This window comes from Pedobacter frigoris, assembly GCF_032678645.1.
Classification (GTDB): Bacteria; Bacteroidota; Bacteroidia; order Sphingobacteriales; family Sphingobacteriaceae; genus Pedobacter; species Pedobacter frigoris_A.
Window position 1 is genome coordinate 684284 of the sequence record NZ_JAVTSP010000001.1, and the last position, 17273, is coordinate 701556.

The 17273-nt window shown below is 40.4% G+C and carries 14 protein-coding genes and 1 pseudogene; 3 read left to right on the forward strand and 12 right to left on the reverse strand.

Going from position 1 to position 17273, the window contains the following annotated elements:
• Positions 1-59: 59 nt before the first annotated feature.
• The 12 genes and pseudogenes from R2Q78_RS02960 to R2Q78_RS03015 form a co-directional block, all read right to left on the reverse strand.
• Entirely contained in the window at positions 60-1406 is a 1347-nt protein-coding gene (locus R2Q78_RS02960) for a TlpA disulfide reductase family protein (RefSeq protein WP_316788727.1), read from the reverse strand.
• Positions 1407-1408: 2 nt separating this feature from the next.
• Positions 1409-2935 carry a redoxin domain-containing protein gene (locus R2Q78_RS02965; RefSeq protein ID WP_316788728.1) on the reverse strand — a complete coding sequence of 509 codons (1527 nt, stop codon included), beginning with the start codon at positions 2933-2935 and terminating at the stop codon, positions 1409-1411.
• 49 nt (positions 2936-2984) lie between these two features.
• Entirely contained in the window at positions 2985-4919 is a 1935-nt protein-coding gene (locus tag R2Q78_RS02970) for a protein-disulfide reductase DsbD domain-containing protein (RefSeq protein ID WP_316788730.1), read from the reverse strand.
• Between the two features lie 11 nt (positions 4920-4930).
• Entirely contained in the window at positions 4931-6418 is a 1488-nt protein-coding gene (locus R2Q78_RS02975) for a RagB/SusD family nutrient uptake outer membrane protein (RefSeq protein WP_316788732.1), read from the reverse strand.
• Positions 6419-6428: 10 nt separating this feature from the next.
• Positions 6429-10022: a SusC/RagA family TonB-linked outer membrane protein gene (locus R2Q78_RS02980; protein ID WP_316788734.1), complete on the reverse strand. Its 3594-nt coding sequence runs from the start codon at positions 10020-10022 to the stop codon at positions 6429-6431.
• A 134-nt stretch (positions 10023-10156) separates the two neighbouring features.
• Entirely contained in the window at positions 10157-11308 is a 1152-nt protein-coding gene (locus tag R2Q78_RS02985; protein ID WP_316788736.1) for a FecR family protein, read from the reverse strand.
• Positions 11309-11380: 72 nt separating this feature from the next.
• A pseudogene (locus tag R2Q78_RS02990) lies at positions 11381-11845 on the reverse strand (RNA polymerase sigma-70 factor); the annotation flags it as partial.
• Positions 11846-12154: 309 nt separating this feature from the next.
• A complete protein-coding gene (locus R2Q78_RS02995) occupies positions 12155-12982 on the reverse strand; it encodes an ion transporter (RefSeq protein ID WP_316788738.1) in 828 nt (275 codons plus the stop codon).
• Between the two features lie 64 nt (positions 12983-13046).
• The gene (locus tag R2Q78_RS03000; RefSeq protein ID WP_316788740.1) at positions 13047-13403 is read right to left on the reverse strand and encodes a hypothetical protein; all 357 of its coding nucleotides are present in this window, start codon (positions 13401-13403) and stop codon (positions 13047-13049) included.
• A gap of 9 nt (positions 13404-13412) precedes the next feature.
• Entirely contained in the window at positions 13413-13799 is a 387-nt protein-coding gene (locus R2Q78_RS03005; protein WP_316788741.1) for a DUF2809 domain-containing protein, read from the reverse strand.
• On the reverse strand, positions 13796-14887 hold the full coding sequence (locus R2Q78_RS03010; RefSeq protein ID WP_316788743.1) for a DNA alkylation repair protein: 1092 nt from the start codon (positions 14885-14887) through the stop codon (positions 13796-13798). Before R2Q78_RS03010 ends, R2Q78_RS03005 begins: the two co-directional genes overlap by 4 nt.
• Before the next feature lie 9 nt (positions 14888-14896).
• The gene (locus R2Q78_RS03015; RefSeq protein WP_316788745.1) at positions 14897-15289 is read right to left on the reverse strand and encodes a DUF1801 domain-containing protein; all 393 of its coding nucleotides are present in this window, start codon (positions 15287-15289) and stop codon (positions 14897-14899) included.
• A 134-nt stretch (positions 15290-15423) separates the two neighbouring features.
• On the opposite strand from R2Q78_RS03015, the gene R2Q78_RS03020 reads away from it, so the two are divergent.
• Genes R2Q78_RS03020 through R2Q78_RS03030 form a run of 3 tightly spaced genes read left to right on the forward strand, consistent with a single transcriptional unit; the run spans position 15424 to position 17197 of the window.
• Positions 15424-16014: a class I SAM-dependent methyltransferase gene (locus tag R2Q78_RS03020; protein WP_316788747.1), complete on the forward strand. Its 591-nt coding sequence runs from the start codon at positions 15424-15426 to the stop codon at positions 16012-16014.
• Positions 16011-16514 carry a hypothetical protein gene (locus tag R2Q78_RS03025; RefSeq protein ID WP_316788748.1) on the forward strand — a complete coding sequence of 168 codons (504 nt, stop codon included), beginning with the start codon at positions 16011-16013 and terminating at the stop codon, positions 16512-16514. The genes R2Q78_RS03020 and R2Q78_RS03025 overlap by 4 nt, the downstream gene beginning before the upstream one ends.
• On the forward strand, positions 16505-17197 hold the full coding sequence (locus R2Q78_RS03030) for a metallophosphoesterase (protein WP_316788750.1): 693 nt from the start codon (positions 16505-16507) through the stop codon (positions 17195-17197). The genes R2Q78_RS03025 and R2Q78_RS03030 overlap by 10 nt, the downstream gene beginning before the upstream one ends.
• Positions 17198-17273 lie beyond the last annotated feature (76 nt).

The window sequence follows — 17273 nt, forward strand, 5'->3', positions numbered from 1 at the left end:
AGACTATTAAAGCGCAAGGTCGCAAACTGATTGCCTCCGACCTTGTGCTTTCCTGATGACTACTTTAACAACTCGTCAATCGCTTTTGAAGCGGCAGCCTCAGATGGCATTGGCGCATTCATATCTGCCATTTTAAAATCCTTGTCAATCAACAATGTTCTTGGAATGCCGACAATATTGTAGGCATCTAACTTTGATCTGTTGATCAGCCACTGATGGCCATCTGCCTTACGGCTATTGACACTTTTTTTCCAAAGCTCTTCCCCGTCGTCAATAGAAAGAGATACAAAAGCTACATTCGGATTGTCTTTATACTTCTCCTTTAGTTTATCGTAATGCGGCATTTCCTGCATGCAGGGCCCACACCACGTAGCCCATAGATCCACATAGAGCACTTTACCCTTTAAACTGCTTAGATTTACTTTTTTGCCTTCCAGATCAACTGCCATGAAGTCTGCAGCCGCATCTCCCTTTCCGAAGGCCATCAAACGTTGCAGCATTTTTGTAACTGCAGACTTATAACCAGGGGTTTTAATGGCAGCAACTTTCGGATTGAATAAAGCAAGCTGTTGCTTGTTGCTTATCTTCTGCATTTCTCTTACCAATGCACTACTGCTATACCAATCTTTAATAGCTTGTATATCGGCTGGTTTGCCTCCTTCTTTTATGACCTCATCAGCAACATCACGATAAACCACCAGTTTCATTAGGGAAGGATCTGTAAAATTCTTATTGAGTTCTTTAACTTTTGGCTGAATTACCTTCTTATAATCTTCAGATGACAGCGGCGTCCCATCGGCTTTCAGTTTTTTCATCATGAGTCCGTAGGTTTCAGCACTATACATACTGTTGATCAGGTCTGCTTTAATGCGTGCAGTTTCCAGTCTTTTGAATTCAGGACTAACTTTAGTTACCAAAGCCAGCTCTTTCGCACGTGCTGAGGCCATTGCTTCAACCGCAGTCAGGGTTTCTTCCGGAGTGGACTTAACTTGCTTTCCGGCTTCGATAAAAGACCCACCTTTCGGGAAAGGAGTATCTTTCATATAAACATTTGCTTCAGCACCTAAGCCTTTAAATGTGGCCGTTTTTGGATTACCCTTATCGATGAATACTTCCAGATCATCACCCGGAGTTAAGTAAAGCGCATTCCGTCCTAAACGGTAGTAATTGGGTCCTTGGGCTTTAAATTTCACAGTAAAGTTGCCGTTGGCGTCAGGCACAAATACGCGTTCTGCGGATGGCGGCAACAGGTATTGAAACTCAGACATATCCTCGACTTCCACTTGATTACTGAAACCTTTCAACTGCCCTTTAAGTGTGATAAAACCCGCTCCTTTTTGAGCATATATTGGTGTAAGCGCAAATATGCCCAGGCATAATAAAGCTATTTTTTTCAAGAATTTCATATCTATAAAGTTTTACTTGCAAGTAACAGGTTAATCATCAACTCCAGATCATCCTCGTTATCACCGTCCGTCCTAAAGTTAGAAAAAACAACACGTCCCTGCTGATCAATTAAAAAATTAGTCGGAGCAGCGCCTCCATTATCCAAATTGCCTTTAGTCCTTCCCTTAACCTCTTCCAGCGGGGTAAAACTATAACCACTGCTTTTCATAAACGGCACCACATAATCATTCTGATCAGACACGATATTGATACCGATATATTCCAAATCTTTTCCTTTGAATTTCCTTACTACATTTTCAAAGTGCGGGAATTCACCACGGCAGGGTCCGCAGCCCGGGAACCAGTAAGTCAGCAACACCACCTTACCTTTATAATCAGACAAAGAAGCACTCTCAGGTTTGAAGTATTGCTTCAGCGTAAATGGCGTAGCTGCTTTAGCTACACCATCCAATCTATTCCATATGTCTGCTTCAACCCGCTCTTCTTGTTTACCCAGTTTAGCTCCATAGCTTTTTATCACTGACTTAACCCTAAGCGAAGGTGCTTTGCCAAATGCAACGATCAAACTATCATAAGCAGCGCCCGTATTACCTGCAATATCATCTGCTTTAGCTTTCAACAAGACAATTTCTTTATTGAAGCTAAAATACCTCGGTAATTTGATTTTATTTAACGCTGCTTTCGCCTCTCCGGGCTTCTTCGCTGCAATCAGTTTTTTGGCAGCAGCAACATTTTGCGCCTGCAATGCTAAATTAGACCATTCTTTTTGCTTCTCTGCATCTTTAGCCATCTCTTTGGCCAATGTTATCGCTTTAGCAGGGTTCTCTGAAAGCAATATATCATAATAGGAAGACATACCACTCGCAGACCAGTTAAATTTTAATGGTGAATAACTCTTACGGAGCAATTCAAAATATTTCATTTTATCTGCTACTTTTTTAGATCGCGCGCCTAACCAGTACAAAGCCTGTGCACCTCTTTCATGCGAAGGAAATTTCTTCGCAACCGCAAGACTAAGCTCCCTATATTTGGCCTCATCTGCACCACTAAATGAAGAAGCGTAGTAGAAATTATAATTTGGATTTGAAGGATCAGAAGCTACCGCCTTAGCAAGATAGTCTCTTCCTCCTGCAAAATCTCCCCAGCGTTCTGCATCAATCCATAGCCCTCCCCAGGCTTCTGTAAACTTAGGATCAAGTGCAACTGTTTTTAATAGATATGGCTTAGCCTTCGGACTTTCCTGATCTTCATACGCTTTTCCCAGCGCATAAGGGACCATCGCAGATTTTGGATATTTTGTCATCCATACTTCATATTGCTTTTCCAGTTCTGGATTATCAGTACCCATGGCTTTGATAAAAGCGGTGTGCACTTTCAAGCTGTCCGGACTAGCTTCGACTGCAGTCTGTAATTTGGCTAGTTCAGCCTTATCCGTAATAATTTCACTTTTATTGGGTCTCTGACCAAATGCTACAGGCATTGCTGCAGTTAAAAAAATGACTATTAAAGCCATTTTGCCTAGTTTCATACTATTTAAGATCATGATTACTATTTAGTATTTAATAAAGTCTTGACTTTTAATTAATTTCCACCTTATACTTATCACCAATCACTGGTGGAAAGCAGATCTGCGAATCACAGCACTGATAACTTACCGAACAAACTGCTTCTCCTTTTCCATCGCCGCTAACTTCCTGCACAAACATAATCTCGTTCTCATAAATGGTTGTACCCTTGTCATTGAAATAATTAAAGCTTGGCATACGCAGCTCGCCGACTTTTCTATATCCGGCAGGCAAATTTATTTTCACCTCGGTGACGATATAGGGATCCTCTTTAGCTACATTCGCATACATATGGTAACCAGAATGTACCTTAAACTTAATCACAATCTCCTTTTTATTATTACCTAAATCTACCATCCCTGTTGCAACGGCAACCGCATTTTCATGACTGGTTTTTCCGGTTTGAATTTTATTGTACGATACCTTTTGTACACCTGGTTTTTTATATTGATTTCCGGGAACAGTTTTATCATAGGTATCAATCATAAAATAATAGCCGCCGGTTTCCGTAAAGAACATTTTAGATTTATATTTATCAAACCAGGCACGCCATTGGGCTGTAGTATCAAAATTCACCAGAGTATACCGGTTTAAAATCCGTTTGCCTTTGGCTACGTCATTTCCACTTTCCAGCATACCGATGGCCTTATCCAGTATTTTTTTGTCGTAATATGGAATACCCAAACTCTTTACATCTTCATCAATGTTGATTTTATACATCTCATCTTCCGAATAGAAATAGTCCTTATTTTCATCAAAATATCTGGCATAAGCAGCTTCGTCTGTACCAAATTTATCGAAGAGATCACTATACCTTCCCTTTAAAAAGCTCTCATAAGACTGTGATGGACTGGCCTTATAGTTTAAAGCCATTTGAGCAGTCTGATCAAGCGTTTCCCCATTTGCTTTCTTTGCTTCCGCAGTTGCTTTCTCCGCGAGCATCTGTTTTGCAAATTTTTCTTCTGAAGCTAGTCTTACTTCATATGCAGCTTTAGTGACAAGATATTTTCGCTCTTTAAGGTACTCTCTGGTCGCACGACGGTCTAAATATTTTCGGGCAATGACTCCTTTGCCATTGAATTTAGAAATATAAGCAATCGAATTAGCCAATACCACTTGTGCTTCTTCTGTCATGAATTCAGGAGAGGCCGCAAAACCCCAGTGAAAGAAATTTCCATGGCGCCCCAGTGCAACGGCATCCAGTGTTTTCTGACAAACACCACTGGATATAAATTCCGCATCTGGCGAATCTTCAAATCCCCATGGACGGGCAACCATACCTATCCTAAAGTTTTTATCAGTAATATACCCCTTAGTCTGTACTTTCCACATGGGAAGCGTCTCCGGTGTCTTCTTTCCTAAGAAATACTCATAATGGAACGCATCCTCCGGAGTGGGTTTTGTAACCATGGTCATCTTAACCGGGAATGGACCTTTAAAAATCTGATGATCTTTACGCATGTTATGCGCATCGGCATCAAGACAAAGGCAATACCAATCCAGCTTAAGTCCTATGCTCCTACCCATCTTCTCACCCAGTTCACCGATAAAAAGCATAGGCTTGTTAAAATCCTCGGTAAGATAAGCTGCAGGAATTATTTTAGTTAATTTACCAGAAGCATCGGTAATATTCTGCCTTGGGTTAATCGCCTTAGGCGTACCATCCATAACCGTCACATCGTACTGGTCTGATAGGGACTGATTATACGTAGACGCATCAACAACTTTAACTTCTGTAAAATAACGCTTTAACATAGACTCAAATGAAGACATGCGTTGAGCTACATCCGCCTTCAGTTCATCAGGTTTACCCACAAAATATGCAGCTTCCCAATTTGCTGAGCCACCTACATACAATACCCGGAGCTTCTGCAAAGGAGCTTGCTTTTGGCCATACACCTGGATGCTCAAAGCGAAAACAGCAAGTATTACAATAAATCGTTTCATATTAAATTATTTTAATAAGTGTTCTGTGGGATTTGCCCATTGCTGGCACTCACATCTAAACCATTAATAGGCACTGCGTATCGCCTGCTACCTACCGGTAGCGTAAATGTTTTTGGCGTAGTTACATCAACAGTATTTCCATTCATCTGAAAGAAGTCACGAGTAATGGATACGTCATCAGCGGGATAGTTGTTGACACTAAATCTCCTGATGTCGATCCAACGCATAGCAAAAGGAAATTCTCTCCGCCGTTCAGCAAGCACATTAGCGATAGCCTGATCCGTATTTGCGGCGGTTAAATCCGTCGGGTTAGTAAACCGTTTTGACCTTAATTCATTAACGGCGCTCATTGCTTCTGCAGGCTTATTGGTACGGGCCAGCGCTTCCGCCTTGTTCAGTAACATTTCAGCACGCGAAAGTCCGGAAACTATACGTCGGCCATCATCAAATTGTACATACCTGAAAGTTTGAGGTGTTACAATACTAAATCTTCTACCCCCATTTTCAATCACAAACCACTTGTACCGTAAATCATTCTGACCCTCATATAACGCTCTTAACGAAGCACTTGGCATGTAAAATTGATTAGCCGTGTATGCAAACCTTGGATAATACAACTCTGGCCAGGGAATATATTGAACAGCTGTCCAATTGTAGGTTTCTGGGACCTCTAGAGATGCCGTAGGATTTGTGTAAGCTATTGGTGGCGCAGCAACAATAGTTTTATAGTCCTTTAAAACCACATTGGTTGAGGCCAGCGCCTTGTTTGCATAATCTAGTGCATTAGGATAGTCGCCAATACATAGGTAATAGCGGCTCAACATGGCGTCCACCGTTCTTTTGGTTACGCGCCATCTCTTTGTAGGATCAACGTCAACAGTACTGACGTTCATAGCTTCGTTCAATTCAGACAGAATAAACTGGTAGGTCTCGTCCAGGGTAGCACGCTTTAACGATTCCTCCATGTTAGATGTCTTTTTTAATGTCAAGCCTGGACTGGCCAAATTTGCCTGGCTGTATGGAAGGCAGTAATAGTTAGCCAACACCCAATAGGAATACGCACGATAAAAGTGGGCATCTGCTTTTAAGGCTGCCTTCTCGGCGGCCGTTCCGATTGCTTCATTAAGATTGTCAAGCACGGTATTCGCGACAAATATTTTCCGATATTCTCCCGTCCATAACGGATCGCCCGAAAGTCCAATAATTTGATCGACGTCAAACGTGTAATACAAGAGCCTGTCGCCACCTAATCGCGAGACATTAGCAGCAAATACATCGGCAGGTATTTCAGTATCATCTGTTGAAAATGCAACAGTAGAGTTGTTCTCTTCATAGAACCCATTACCGGCTGATGCATTAGGATTATCCATCAGCGCGCGCATTTGATCTACAGTTTGTATAGTAGTTTGTCTGGCGGGTTCCTTTTCAAGGAATTTAGTGCAGCCAACACCGGTCAGCAGTAACATAATGCCTAGTGTTGTGATATATGATGATTTCATAGCTTAAAATTTAAAATTGAAGATTTAAACCTAACGTATAGTTTCTAACTGGCCGATAAGTTCCTGGCAACCATTCAGGATGATAATTTTCACTGTTGTTGGTATAAAGCAGCCCTAAATTTCTGGCCTGCGCAAATAACCTGATGTTGCTGAGACTTACTTTATTGGCTATTGATTTCGGAAGCGAGTATTCTAAATTGATCTCTTTAAGTTCAATGAAGGAAGAACTTTCCACCAGTCCATCTAAGTTAGGCGTATACCTGTCCCACAAATAAAAATTCAGTTCATCTAACTTAGGAAACTGCGGAATACTTGGATCACCGGCAAAGACATCTGCTACGAAGCGATCTACGGTAGTCTTACTGCTACCTACAACAGTAGCATAGTTAAATATAGGCCTGCGGAACTTGCCGCCCATTGTTCCTGTAACGACTGTCATGAGGTTAAAATTCTTGTACCTGAAATTGTTGATCCAGCCTAAAGTATGCGGAGGAATGCTGGTACCTTCATATTGTAAAAATGTCCGGCCTAAACCCGTGTTATGCAGTGCAACCGAATTCATGCTGGACGGGATTTGATTCGGTCCTTCTACATGTGGAACTCCATCAATCATTCCAAGATATTTATAAGAATACACAGAGCCTACAGGTCGTCCTTCAACATATTGACCTGCAAGCATGTCAAAAGACAGCAATGCTGGAAAGAACAGTTTTGTAATCTTGTTTTGGTTATAAGAATAGGTAATGTTTGTATTGTACGTAAAATCACGGTTGATATTTACCAAAGTTCCCAGTTCAATTTCAATACCTCTGTTAGAGATACCGGCGTTATTCACGCGCGCACTTGTTGCTCCAGTAACTGCCGGCAATGAAATATTTCCTACAATATCCCTTCCGTCCTTGTTATAAACCTCCACCTTGCCGGATAATCTTCTGCTAAACATTGAAAAATCTACGGCCAGATTGGTAGAATAAGTACGTTCCCAACGTAAAAACGCATTACCAGGGGTACCTAGTGTACCGGTTATTGTGTTGGTTATCGTGCTTGGTGAGGTGCTTATGCTAATCAGTGTTTTGGTAGAAACAGTTTGATTAGCATATCCGGTGCTTCCGTATGTGAAGCGAACATTTAAACGGTCCAGCCAGGTTAGCGGCTTCATAAACTCTTCACTACCAATATTCCACATCGCACCAATGTGCCATAAAGGTGTCCATCTCAACTTTGGATCATCAGTAACGAAGTTTGATGCATCACTCCTTGCGCTGCCTGACAAGGTATATTTACCGTCAAAACTGTAAGAAAAATTTCCATAGAAACCTGCCAAACGATTAGATCCCCAGGAGAGGACGGTATTACCGCCAGCGATGGTAGCCGCCGCTGTGGTTGAGGTAAATGTACGCAGTTGATCTACTGCGCTGCCATAACCATATGGCGGCGTGGTTACCTGGTTTTTTTCAGGAAAATATCCATAAGCTGTAGGATTAGTTATTCCGGTAGTGAGCTCGTCTACAACCTCTGTACCTGCTACTGCAGTAATCTGATGCCGCCCGTCTATTACTTTATCATAGTTGAACTGAGCTCGTAAACTTAAGCCTTCGTATTCTCCCTGACTTGAGCGCAGGATGCCGCCTTTAGGGATGAATGTTCTGCCAACTACCTTGGTTGCATCGTTATACTCCACATAAGTATTTACCTGATTTCTTACTTCAAATGTCTCTTCGTTATAACCTGAACTTGAGGTTGTCTTACGCCTTTCGTATTGAACTTTACCGTCAAAGCTCAACCCGCTTAGAATTCTCACATTGATTCCACCCTGAAAACGTGCACTGATATTGTCGTTTATTAATTCCCTGCCACGAACTTCTCTTAACAAGTTATAACTCCAATCCTGATAAGGAAAACTACCTAAAGGTAGCTTACCCATCTCCAGGCGGTTATAATTCCGCAGGTTTACGCCATAACTTCCGTCGTCGTTCAATAACAATTCATAGGGTGAGAGTCCTTCTAGTTCACCAACACTGGAACCGCTTGCATTATTTTTTCTATAAGAAACGTTTACTCCAAAGTTCAAACTCAGGAAGCGCGTAGCGTTAAAACTGTTATTGACATTTAACACGAACCTGTCGTAACCTCTATATTTAAACCCTTCCTGATTATTCTCATACAGCAAAGACGCCGCTGTTTGCAGTTTATCATTACCGCCTAAGAAATTGATATTGGCCTGGTTCACCAACGCGCGCTGCATCAATTGCTCTCGTAGCTGCGATCGGTTGTCAATTGCACTCAAGCGGGCCAATTCTGCATTCATTTGTGTTTCTGTAATGCTGCCGTTTTTGAAAGCAAACATTTGCTCCTGAGCTAAGGTAAGGGACTTTCCAATTTCCATGAAGCCGCCTGCATATTGGGACAGGAACAAATTTCTGTCAAAAGCAAGCTTTTCATATTTAATATGATCTGCAGAGTTGGCCTGCCTCATAACCTGATCAAGATTTATCATATCTGAGACACGAGTGAATGCCTGAACATCAACTTGAGATTTGCCCCCTTTAGCCTTTTTCGTTTGAATGACAATTACGCCATTTGCACCCCTCGATCCCCAAATAGACAAAGCAGCGGCATCTTTTAAAACAGTGATTGATTCCACATCATTCTGATTGATGTTATTAAAATCAAAACCAGCAATGGCAAAGCCATCGACCACTACCAGGGGTTGCGTTACATTAAGCGGTTGGGATGCATTCGTACTCATCGTACCAGCACCCCTTAATAAAAAGGAAACACTACCATCCTGATTTTCTCTAGCCTGCAAGCCAGCCACGGTACCCTGAAGTGCGGTAGAAATATTAGAAACTGGTCTCTTGGATAAGATCTCCTGTCCAACTACGTCGTATGATCCGGTTGCACGCTCCTTGGAAAGCGTCTGATAACCAGTACTTACTACAGTAACAGCTTCCAGCTGGGCTGGGTTTAATTCCAGAACAACCGTTATATTTTCGGAATCCCCTACTGTGACCTCTTTGGTTTTATACCCAACAAAGGAAACAACCAGTACTTGTCCTTTATTGACGTTATTCATTTCAAATTCTCCCTGAGCGTCGGTAATTATCCCCCGGCCACCGCCTTTTACCTGAATGGTTGCGCCAGACAGTAAAAGACCATTTGCATCAGTTACTTTTCCTTTAATATTTATAAGTTTCAGAAATTCAAATACACTTTCGAATCTCTGCCTGTCTTTTTTCCTGATTACTATGGTGTTCTGATCTATTGAATAGGTCAATGGCTGTGATAAGAAGATTTCGTCCAATACCTTCTTAAGGTCCTCATTAACAACGTCGATATTGACACGCTTTGCATTTCTCAATTCACCGGTTTCGTACAAGAAATCATATCCACTCTGGGTTTTAATCTCTTTGAAAAGCTGTTGTAAAGTGATGTTCTTTTCGGACAAACTGATTTTCTGGGCAAAACCAGACGCGCTTACCTGCAACAGTGTTAGCATCAATATTATACAGGTTAGGTTTATTCGCATGATCGTTTTTTTGGAAAGCATCAGCCCTTTGCAATAAGCAAATCGCTCACGCTTCAATTGAATGTAAAATTTCATACATTTGAATGTTTGTGGTTAGTTGATTCGGTTGTGTGACTACAATTTTTGATGATAACCATAGACGTGCCGGGAGTGGGTCCAATCACTTCCGGTTGTTTATCTTATCATATATGCGATGTGTTGTGTAAAGTTTATGGCATAACGATAATTCTCCTTCCTTCAATTTTAAAGTGAATTTTTCCTGTTAATTCGAATTTTCTCAGTACTTCTGATATATTTTTAAACCTGGATACGCCTCCCCCAAACTGCATGTTGGCAAATTCGCCTTCGTAGATTACTTCTACATCATACCAGCGGGAAATTTTGCGCATAATACTGGATAATTCTTCATTCTTAAAAAGAAACTCTCCGTTTTTCCATGCTACAGCTTCTTCTGTATCAACTTCCGAAACTGTAAATTTACTTCCTTTCAACACCGAAAGATTTCCTGGCTTCAAAACAATCTCGTTGTTCAATGACTTCTGATGATTTATTGCCGTAACCTTAACTGCTCCCTCCAGCAGCGTAGTTTTAGTATCTGTATCATCATCATAGCTACTGACATTGAAATGGGTGCCCAATACCTCTACTTCCTGTTTATCGGTTACTACAATAAAAGGCTTCCGCTTCTGCCCATTCCCGGTTACCTTGGCTACTTCGAAATATCCTTCCCCTTTTAATTCCACCCTTCTTACGGATGTATTTTCAAAAGATTGAGGAAATTTCAATGAAGAAGCAGCATTCAACCATACCTTAGTACCGTCAGAAAGTACAATTCTGTAGGTTCCCCCTTTTGGAGTAGTTGCGCTGACAATCTGATTATTTCTTCCGATGCTAGACGATGTATTTAACGCACTGCCATCATCGTAAGTCGCACTCGCACCGTTAAATACTACCCCTGTTTTGGTATCGCTAAGCTCAATGGTTCTTCCATTAGCTAATTGCAAAACAGCCTGATTCTTCCCCGGTGCAACATCATTTAAATAAGCAATTTCACTGCCTTTGGTATCCTTTTGTTCTTTATTGAAAAAATACTGCCCTAAAGCCAGTCCCATAACAACCAGTAAAGACGCAGCAATTCCGGCGGCCCATAATTTCCTGGAATTTCGTTGCTGACTTGATTTGATATGTTTAAATACTTCAGACCTGATCTGAGTTTCAGCATTCCTGATCTCATCAAGAGAAATGTTAGCTGGTTTATCCAATTGCTGCAAATACCAAGAATCTAACAATGCCTGCTCTTTCTCAGTGCATTGTCCTATTCTGTATTTTTCCAGTAAATGTTTGATCTCTGTCTGGCTCATTATTCAAAATATAATTGAAGTACAATAGCAAGACGGCAAGCAAAGACTTAGGGCCCAGAAGAAAATTAAATTTTATATAAAAGGCAGTAAATAGGAAATCATACCAAGTTTAGTCCTCAAAATTTTCAATGCATTATTGACCTGGTTCTTCACCGTTTTCTCGGAAACATCCAGCTGCTGGGCAATCTCCTTATGGCTCAGGTGTTGTTTACGGCTCAATTCAAAAATCTCCCGCATTTTATCTGGCAGAAACGATATTTCCTTTTCTATAATTGTCTGCAACTGCCTGGTACGCAATAAATCGTCTGTACCTTCTTCCTCAATAGATTTAAATTGCTTCATCGATTCCAGATACTTGAATTCAACCTTTTTATGAGAAAGTTTATCAAAAATCCGGTTACGGATAATGGTATAGAGGAACCCTGCAAAATTACTTTTCACAAATATCTTTGTCCGGTTTTCCCAAAGTGAGATAAATATTTCCTGTACTACATCCCTCGCTTCTTCTTTGTCTTCAAGCAACTTACAGGCATTTACGTAAAGTAGCCGATTCTATCTGTCAAATAATTCCGCAAAGGCATCCTGATCACCCGCTTTTAATAGCGTCAGTAATTCCGGATCGGTATTTTTGGAATATGCAGACATGTAATTATTATCGTTGATAAAGTTAATAAATTGTAGTGTTATTTGTTCAGCATTAAGCACATAAAATCACCAGGGTCTACGGTAGACACATCTACATATCATAGTAAAGCTTTTAAAAAGGTCTGAAAGCCGGCCGGCTGCGAGCGCAATATGGACGCTATTGACGACTCATTCAGATATAGAATCTTGGATAGAGTAGCGCTAATCTCTCATTAGCGACGCCCCGCAATATTTACAGAACTCTGCATCCAAATCATGTCCTTCCCTGCTACAGGTTGGACATGACTCGGGTAATTCCTTTTTCTGACGCGCCAGCATAGCGAGATCATGGGTCAATATTCCCGTAGGAACAGCTATAATTGAATAACCGATTAGCATCACCACAGAAGCTACAAATTTGCCCATTGGCGTAATGGGTGAAATATCTCCATAACCAACCGTAGTGATGGTTACAATTGCCCAGTAGATACTTTCCGGAATATTGGAAAAGCCATTTTCCCGCTTTTCCACCAGATACATAATTGATCCAAGGATTACAGTGAGCATCAAAACGGTTAGCAAAAAAATGCTGATCTTTCTGACACTCCCCTTCAGCGCAGTGGTTAGGAAATTGATCTCTGTGAGAAAATGTCCCAGCTTAAAGATCCTGAATATCCGAAGCAATCTAAGCGCTCTAAACACCAGCAAGGATTGCGCTCCAATAAAAAAGAAACTCAGATAAGATGGAATCAGCGCAATCATATCTATAATACCCAGCAAACTAAAAACATACCGGAATGGCTTTTTAATACAAATGAGTCTCAGTAAATATTCAATTGTAAAAAGTCCCGTAAATATCCATTCCAGATTTGAAAACAGATTACCATATTTCAAGTGCAAACTTTGAACACTATCAAGCATTACGACTGCAATACTTGTAAAAATAGCAATTAATAAAGCTACATCGAACAACTTACCCGCGGGAGTATTAGATTCGTAAATAACCTCGTGCAGACGAAACTGCCAGTCTTTAGATCCAGGTGTTTTCATTTACGTATAACATAAAAACCTTCAGGATGTTCTGGACAACAATAAGAATGTCCTGGCTACTCAATTACTTTTCCTGCGGAACAAATAATAACACAAAAAACGAAGTAATCTTCAAAAACCCGGAGAAAAGCTGTGAGAAGTAAAATGGACTGGCATCGCTAAATACTTCTTTTGATGTAATCAAAGGAAATACACTAAGAACAGTCACCATCAATATTACCCATTTGATCCAGGGCTTTCCGATGATTGTAAAGTAGCCAAACGTCATAAATAATAATGCAACCTCAACTATAGTAGCGATATCAAAATCAGGGTTATTGTTGTATTGGATGAACCCTCCTGCCAAATCAATTACTATTGATGCAAAAATTAAATATGCCGCGAGTTTAAAATTCTTATGTACCGTAACTTCCATTTTCATTAAAAAATGCTAAGATACATTTAATGCTTTAATCTTTTTTTGTAAACCCAGTTCTATTAAACAACCGACGAAAATCCCAACAGCATATGCCAGAAGATCGCTCCATAAAAATCCCTGACCTAAAATCAATCGTCCTAAGATTGTCTGTCGTAAATTATTAATCCATTCTTCCTGATAAAGCTGACTGACCTCAACCAAACAGCATATTAATAAGCTGAAGAGAACGATTGTTCTGATACTAACATTAATAAACAGAAATCTTAGGATGAAAAAGATCATCATAGCCCATAACGCATCTCCTGTAGCTACTGGAATTACCTGAACCTTCCTCGATAAAAGGCCCATCATTATTATTAGGAGAATTAAGCCAGCGTATTTCAATTTTGCTTTAGTCATATCTGTTGTGTAACAAGATTGAACTCCTTACTGCCGTAATCCTTCCCATTAATGATGATCTCGATGATATGCTTTCCTGCATAATGCTTGCGTGTGGTCATATCCTTAAAAATCTGCCGTTTCGAGACCGCTACAGTTTGATCTGGCAATAAGTTTATTTCCTTCAGTTTAAACACTTTTCTTGAATGCTCGCCTGAAGCCTTTACATAATGAATGGCATAATCAATAACCAGCTTTTGAGGTGTGTCTTTTAAACTTTTCACTTCAAAATTGACCTGCAGCTCCTCTCCCAGTTGGACATGATGCGAACTGATGCTAAAGTTATCAATACTCAGTTTCACATCCTTTTCAAAATCAAACAAGGACAATGAATCCTGATCACCTTTTTTTATAAGTGTACGACTGGCATGTTTAATGATCCAGCGGGTATGTACATTATCAGTATCCCAGGCCTTAACCAGTTGCAGCATATAAGAGGCATTATCTTTAGATATATCATTCAGGTGATTTGCTACGGATTTGCGAACATAAGGCGCTTCATCTGCTTTGAGCCTTTCCAGGATACCCGTAGTAAGCGAAGGATCTTTTATGATCTGTTCCAGTTTAAATGACCAGGGCAAACGAGGCCTGGCCCCCTCCGATGCCAGTCTGCGCACGTGCTCGTCAGGGTGCTCCGCCCAGTAACTCATTACTTTCAGGGTTTTATCCAAATCAGTTTTTAAAAATTCTCTGATCGCAAATTCTGAAGAGCCAAGCGAAGTAAAATCTTTAAGCGCTTCCATAGAAAGATCGAAATGCTCCTTACCATAAAGCGCTATAAAATCAGGCAGCACCAAAGCTGTATATCCTCTTCTTAATGCAGGAGCTGCTTTATAAAGTATGTCAACAGCCTTTTCAAAATTATCCGGTAAATATTTTCTTAAAGTTACAGACGTATTGCGAAGTCTTCCGTTCAGTTCCAGTTCATCCAGTTTGACAGTCACATCCTCTAAAAATTCTGCCGTATTGAAGTTCCGGTCAGCATCAGCAAATACACCGGCAAAATGCTGATAAAATGCCCGGTTAAACATTTCTTTTAATGGTTCCATCTCAAATCACTAATTTAAACGTATCAATACACCTTTTCGTTTCACCACATTCTTGTAATCCCACTGTATTTCCCTCGACTTTTCCAGCCAGCGCTTCAGGTCTGATAAGTTAATCTGACTTACTGAGGTATATGGAATTGAAGCATCTTTAAACTTCCCTGTACCTATCTTCAGTTGCTCCTCTTCGAAACTTGCGCCACTCCAAAACATTAAGCGTACGCAGCCTTTAAGCTTGCTATAGCCCACAATAGGATTGCCATCCAAAAACCAAACTGGATGACGGTGCCAGATCTTATTTTCAGCCTCATGCAGGCTCTTATCAATTTCCCCCGCCAATAAATTACAGATCTCTTGATCTTCTGTGGATTGCAAATCATTATAAGCCTGAATTTCTTTATTCATTTCTTTGTCGGTCTAAGTACAATAACATGCCATATCAGAAAAGCAGATCTAAGATATTAATATCTTCTGAACTATTTAAAGCTCTTGCTTAAATAAAACCTATCTACTAACTTTGAAACACAAAGTACTTTTACATGAGTATACAAACAGACCATTTTTATAACAACTTTTCCTTTCTCTACCCTATGGTAGATGTATTTCTGAAACCACAAAAGCGCAGGTTATTTGAGGAGATCAATACGCTCCCTTACGGACAATTACTTGAAATCGGGGTCGGAAACGGAAAGCATCTTCCGCTTTACTCAATACACAAGATCACCGGCATCGATACTTCTTCAGCTATGCTGGAAATAGCAACAAAGCAAAAATATCCTAACATTGAACTCCTCCAGATGAATGGCGAGCAACTCTTATTTCCAGATCAATCTTTTGACTATGTAATACTCTCTCATGTAATCGCAGTAGTCGACGATCCTGAAAGGTTACTGCAGGAAATCCATCGTGTATTGAAACCCTACGGAAAAATCTTTATCCTCAACCATTTTACACCGCACAACTGGTTAAAGTATGTCGACCAATCCTTTCAGCCGCTTTCCAGAATATTTCATTTCAAATCACTTTTTTATATCGATAGTATTTCTTCAATAAAAAAATTCAGACTGCTAAAGGAAACCAGTTTTGGCCATTTCTCCTATTTCAAACTTTTAATCTATGGAAAGGCATGAAAAAGCACTATTTCTTAATCATTATATCCTTGTTGATCAGCCTCTTCATCTATTTGTTTTACCGCACAGAAAAAACCGTAGTCAATGAAATACTGATTTACATGATCTCCTTCAATAGCTTTTCTGCGATAAGAGCCTGTATCACAACAGCATTTCCCCTCAATGAACATATTATCTATTCATTACCCGAAGCATTGTGGGTCTTTTGCATTACACTAACATCGAAATTCCTGTTCATAAGAATTGCCCGCCGTGAGTTCAGCTTGCTTTTTGCACCGCTCCTGTTTGCCATAGGTTTAGAGTTATTCCAGCTTCTTCACCTTACAAACGGACGGTTCGACTTTTGGGATATCGGGCTTTCCATCCTATTTTGGGGCATCGCCAATTATTTTATAAAGAGTCCTTTCCGGCGACAAAACTTACTGCCTCCATTTAGCACTAAAAGCTTGATCTGTATTTTGAGTTATTTGATTGTTTATCTCGCACACGTATGGAAATAACAGAACGCTACGAGCACATAAATTTATTTGATGGTCTTGAAGAGCTATCGATATTCCATATCAGTGATGTCCATCTATGGTATTCAACAGCTATACTGGGAAAATTAAAAACCCTGATTGCCACTCATAAACCTGATTTAATTGCACTCACTGGCGACTATTACGACCTGCCAATAGGCGCACATAACTTCAGGAAATTTTTAATTGAGGTATCCCGAGAATACACTATCGTTTTTATTAAAGGCAATCATGACCGGCTTTATGGACGCAGGATCTCAAACTTACTTTCAGGTATTCCGAATTGTTTCGATGTAGAAGAATATATGTACAAATACCGCTCGAAAAAAGGATTCTGCTACAACATTACCTCCTGGAAAAATCGGGTCCACCTACCCTGCAATAGTCAGGAGAAAAATATCGTTCTTATCCATAATCCTGAAAAGATAAAAACCGAAGAACTTTCAAACATTCAGCTCATTCTCGCAGGTCACCTGCACGGCGGACAGTTCATATTTTTCAGGACAAAGGACAACTCAAATTTCCCTGCCTGTCTTTTATACAAGCATTGCGCTGATAGAAAACAGATTATGGACACCACCCTGATTGTTAGCAGAGGGCTTGGCGATACCTTCCCATTCCGCTTCAACTGTCCAAAAGAAATTGTAAAAATTACAGTCAGCTAGCATCCAGCCTTACCTGATTCAAAATAGAACCTGCAAGATTCAAATCCGCGTATACAACCAATGAATGAAAGCCTTT

Excerpts from the sequence above, each read along its gene's own strand:
- R2Q78_RS02965 (WP_316788728.1), bottom strand. The coding sequence starts at position 2,935 with ATGAAACTAGGCAAAATGGCTTTAATAGTCATTTTTTTAACTGCAGCA.
- R2Q78_RS02970 (WP_316788730.1), bottom strand. The coding sequence starts at position 4,919 with ATGAAACGATTTATTGTAATACTTGCTGTTTTCGCTTTGAGCATCCAG.
- R2Q78_RS02980 (WP_316788734.1), bottom strand. The coding sequence starts at position 10,022 with ATGAAATTTTACATTCAATTGAAGCGTGAGCGATTTGCTTATTGCAAA.
- R2Q78_RS03000 (WP_316788740.1), bottom strand. The coding sequence starts at position 13,403 with ATGAAAATGGAAGTTACGGTACATAAGAATTTTAAACTCGCGGCATAT.
- R2Q78_RS03030 (WP_316788750.1), top strand. The coding sequence starts at position 16,505 with ATGGAAATAACAGAACGCTACGAGCACATAAATTTATTTGATGGTCTT.
- R2Q78_RS02960 (WP_316788727.1), bottom strand. The coding sequence starts at position 1,406 with ATGAAATTCTTGAAAAAAATAGCTTTATTATGCCTGGGCATATTTGCG.
- R2Q78_RS03020 (WP_316788747.1), top strand. The coding sequence starts at position 15,424 with ATGAGTATACAAACAGACCATTTTTATAACAACTTTTCCTTTCTCTAC.
- R2Q78_RS02995 (WP_316788738.1), bottom strand. The coding sequence starts at position 12,982 with ATGAAAACACCTGGATCTAAAGACTGGCAGTTTCGTCTGCACGAGGTT.
- R2Q78_RS03025 (WP_316788748.1), top strand. The coding sequence starts at position 16,011 with ATGAAAAAGCACTATTTCTTAATCATTATATCCTTGTTGATCAGCCTC.
- R2Q78_RS03015 (WP_316788745.1), bottom strand. The coding sequence starts at position 15,289 with ATGAATAAAGAAATTCAGGCTTATAATGATTTGCAATCCACAGAAGAT.
- R2Q78_RS02975 (WP_316788732.1), bottom strand. The coding sequence starts at position 6,418 with ATGAAATCATCATATATCACAACACTAGGCATTATGTTACTGCTGACC.
- R2Q78_RS03010 (WP_316788743.1), bottom strand. The coding sequence starts at position 14,887 with ATGGAACCATTAAAAGAAATGTTTAACCGGGCATTTTATCAGCATTTT.
- R2Q78_RS02985 (WP_316788736.1), bottom strand. The coding sequence starts at position 11,308 with ATGAGCCAGACAGAGATCAAACATTTACTGGAAAAATACAGAATAGGA.
- R2Q78_RS03005 (WP_316788741.1), bottom strand. The coding sequence starts at position 13,799 with ATGACTAAAGCAAAATTGAAATACGCTGGCTTAATTCTCCTAATAATA.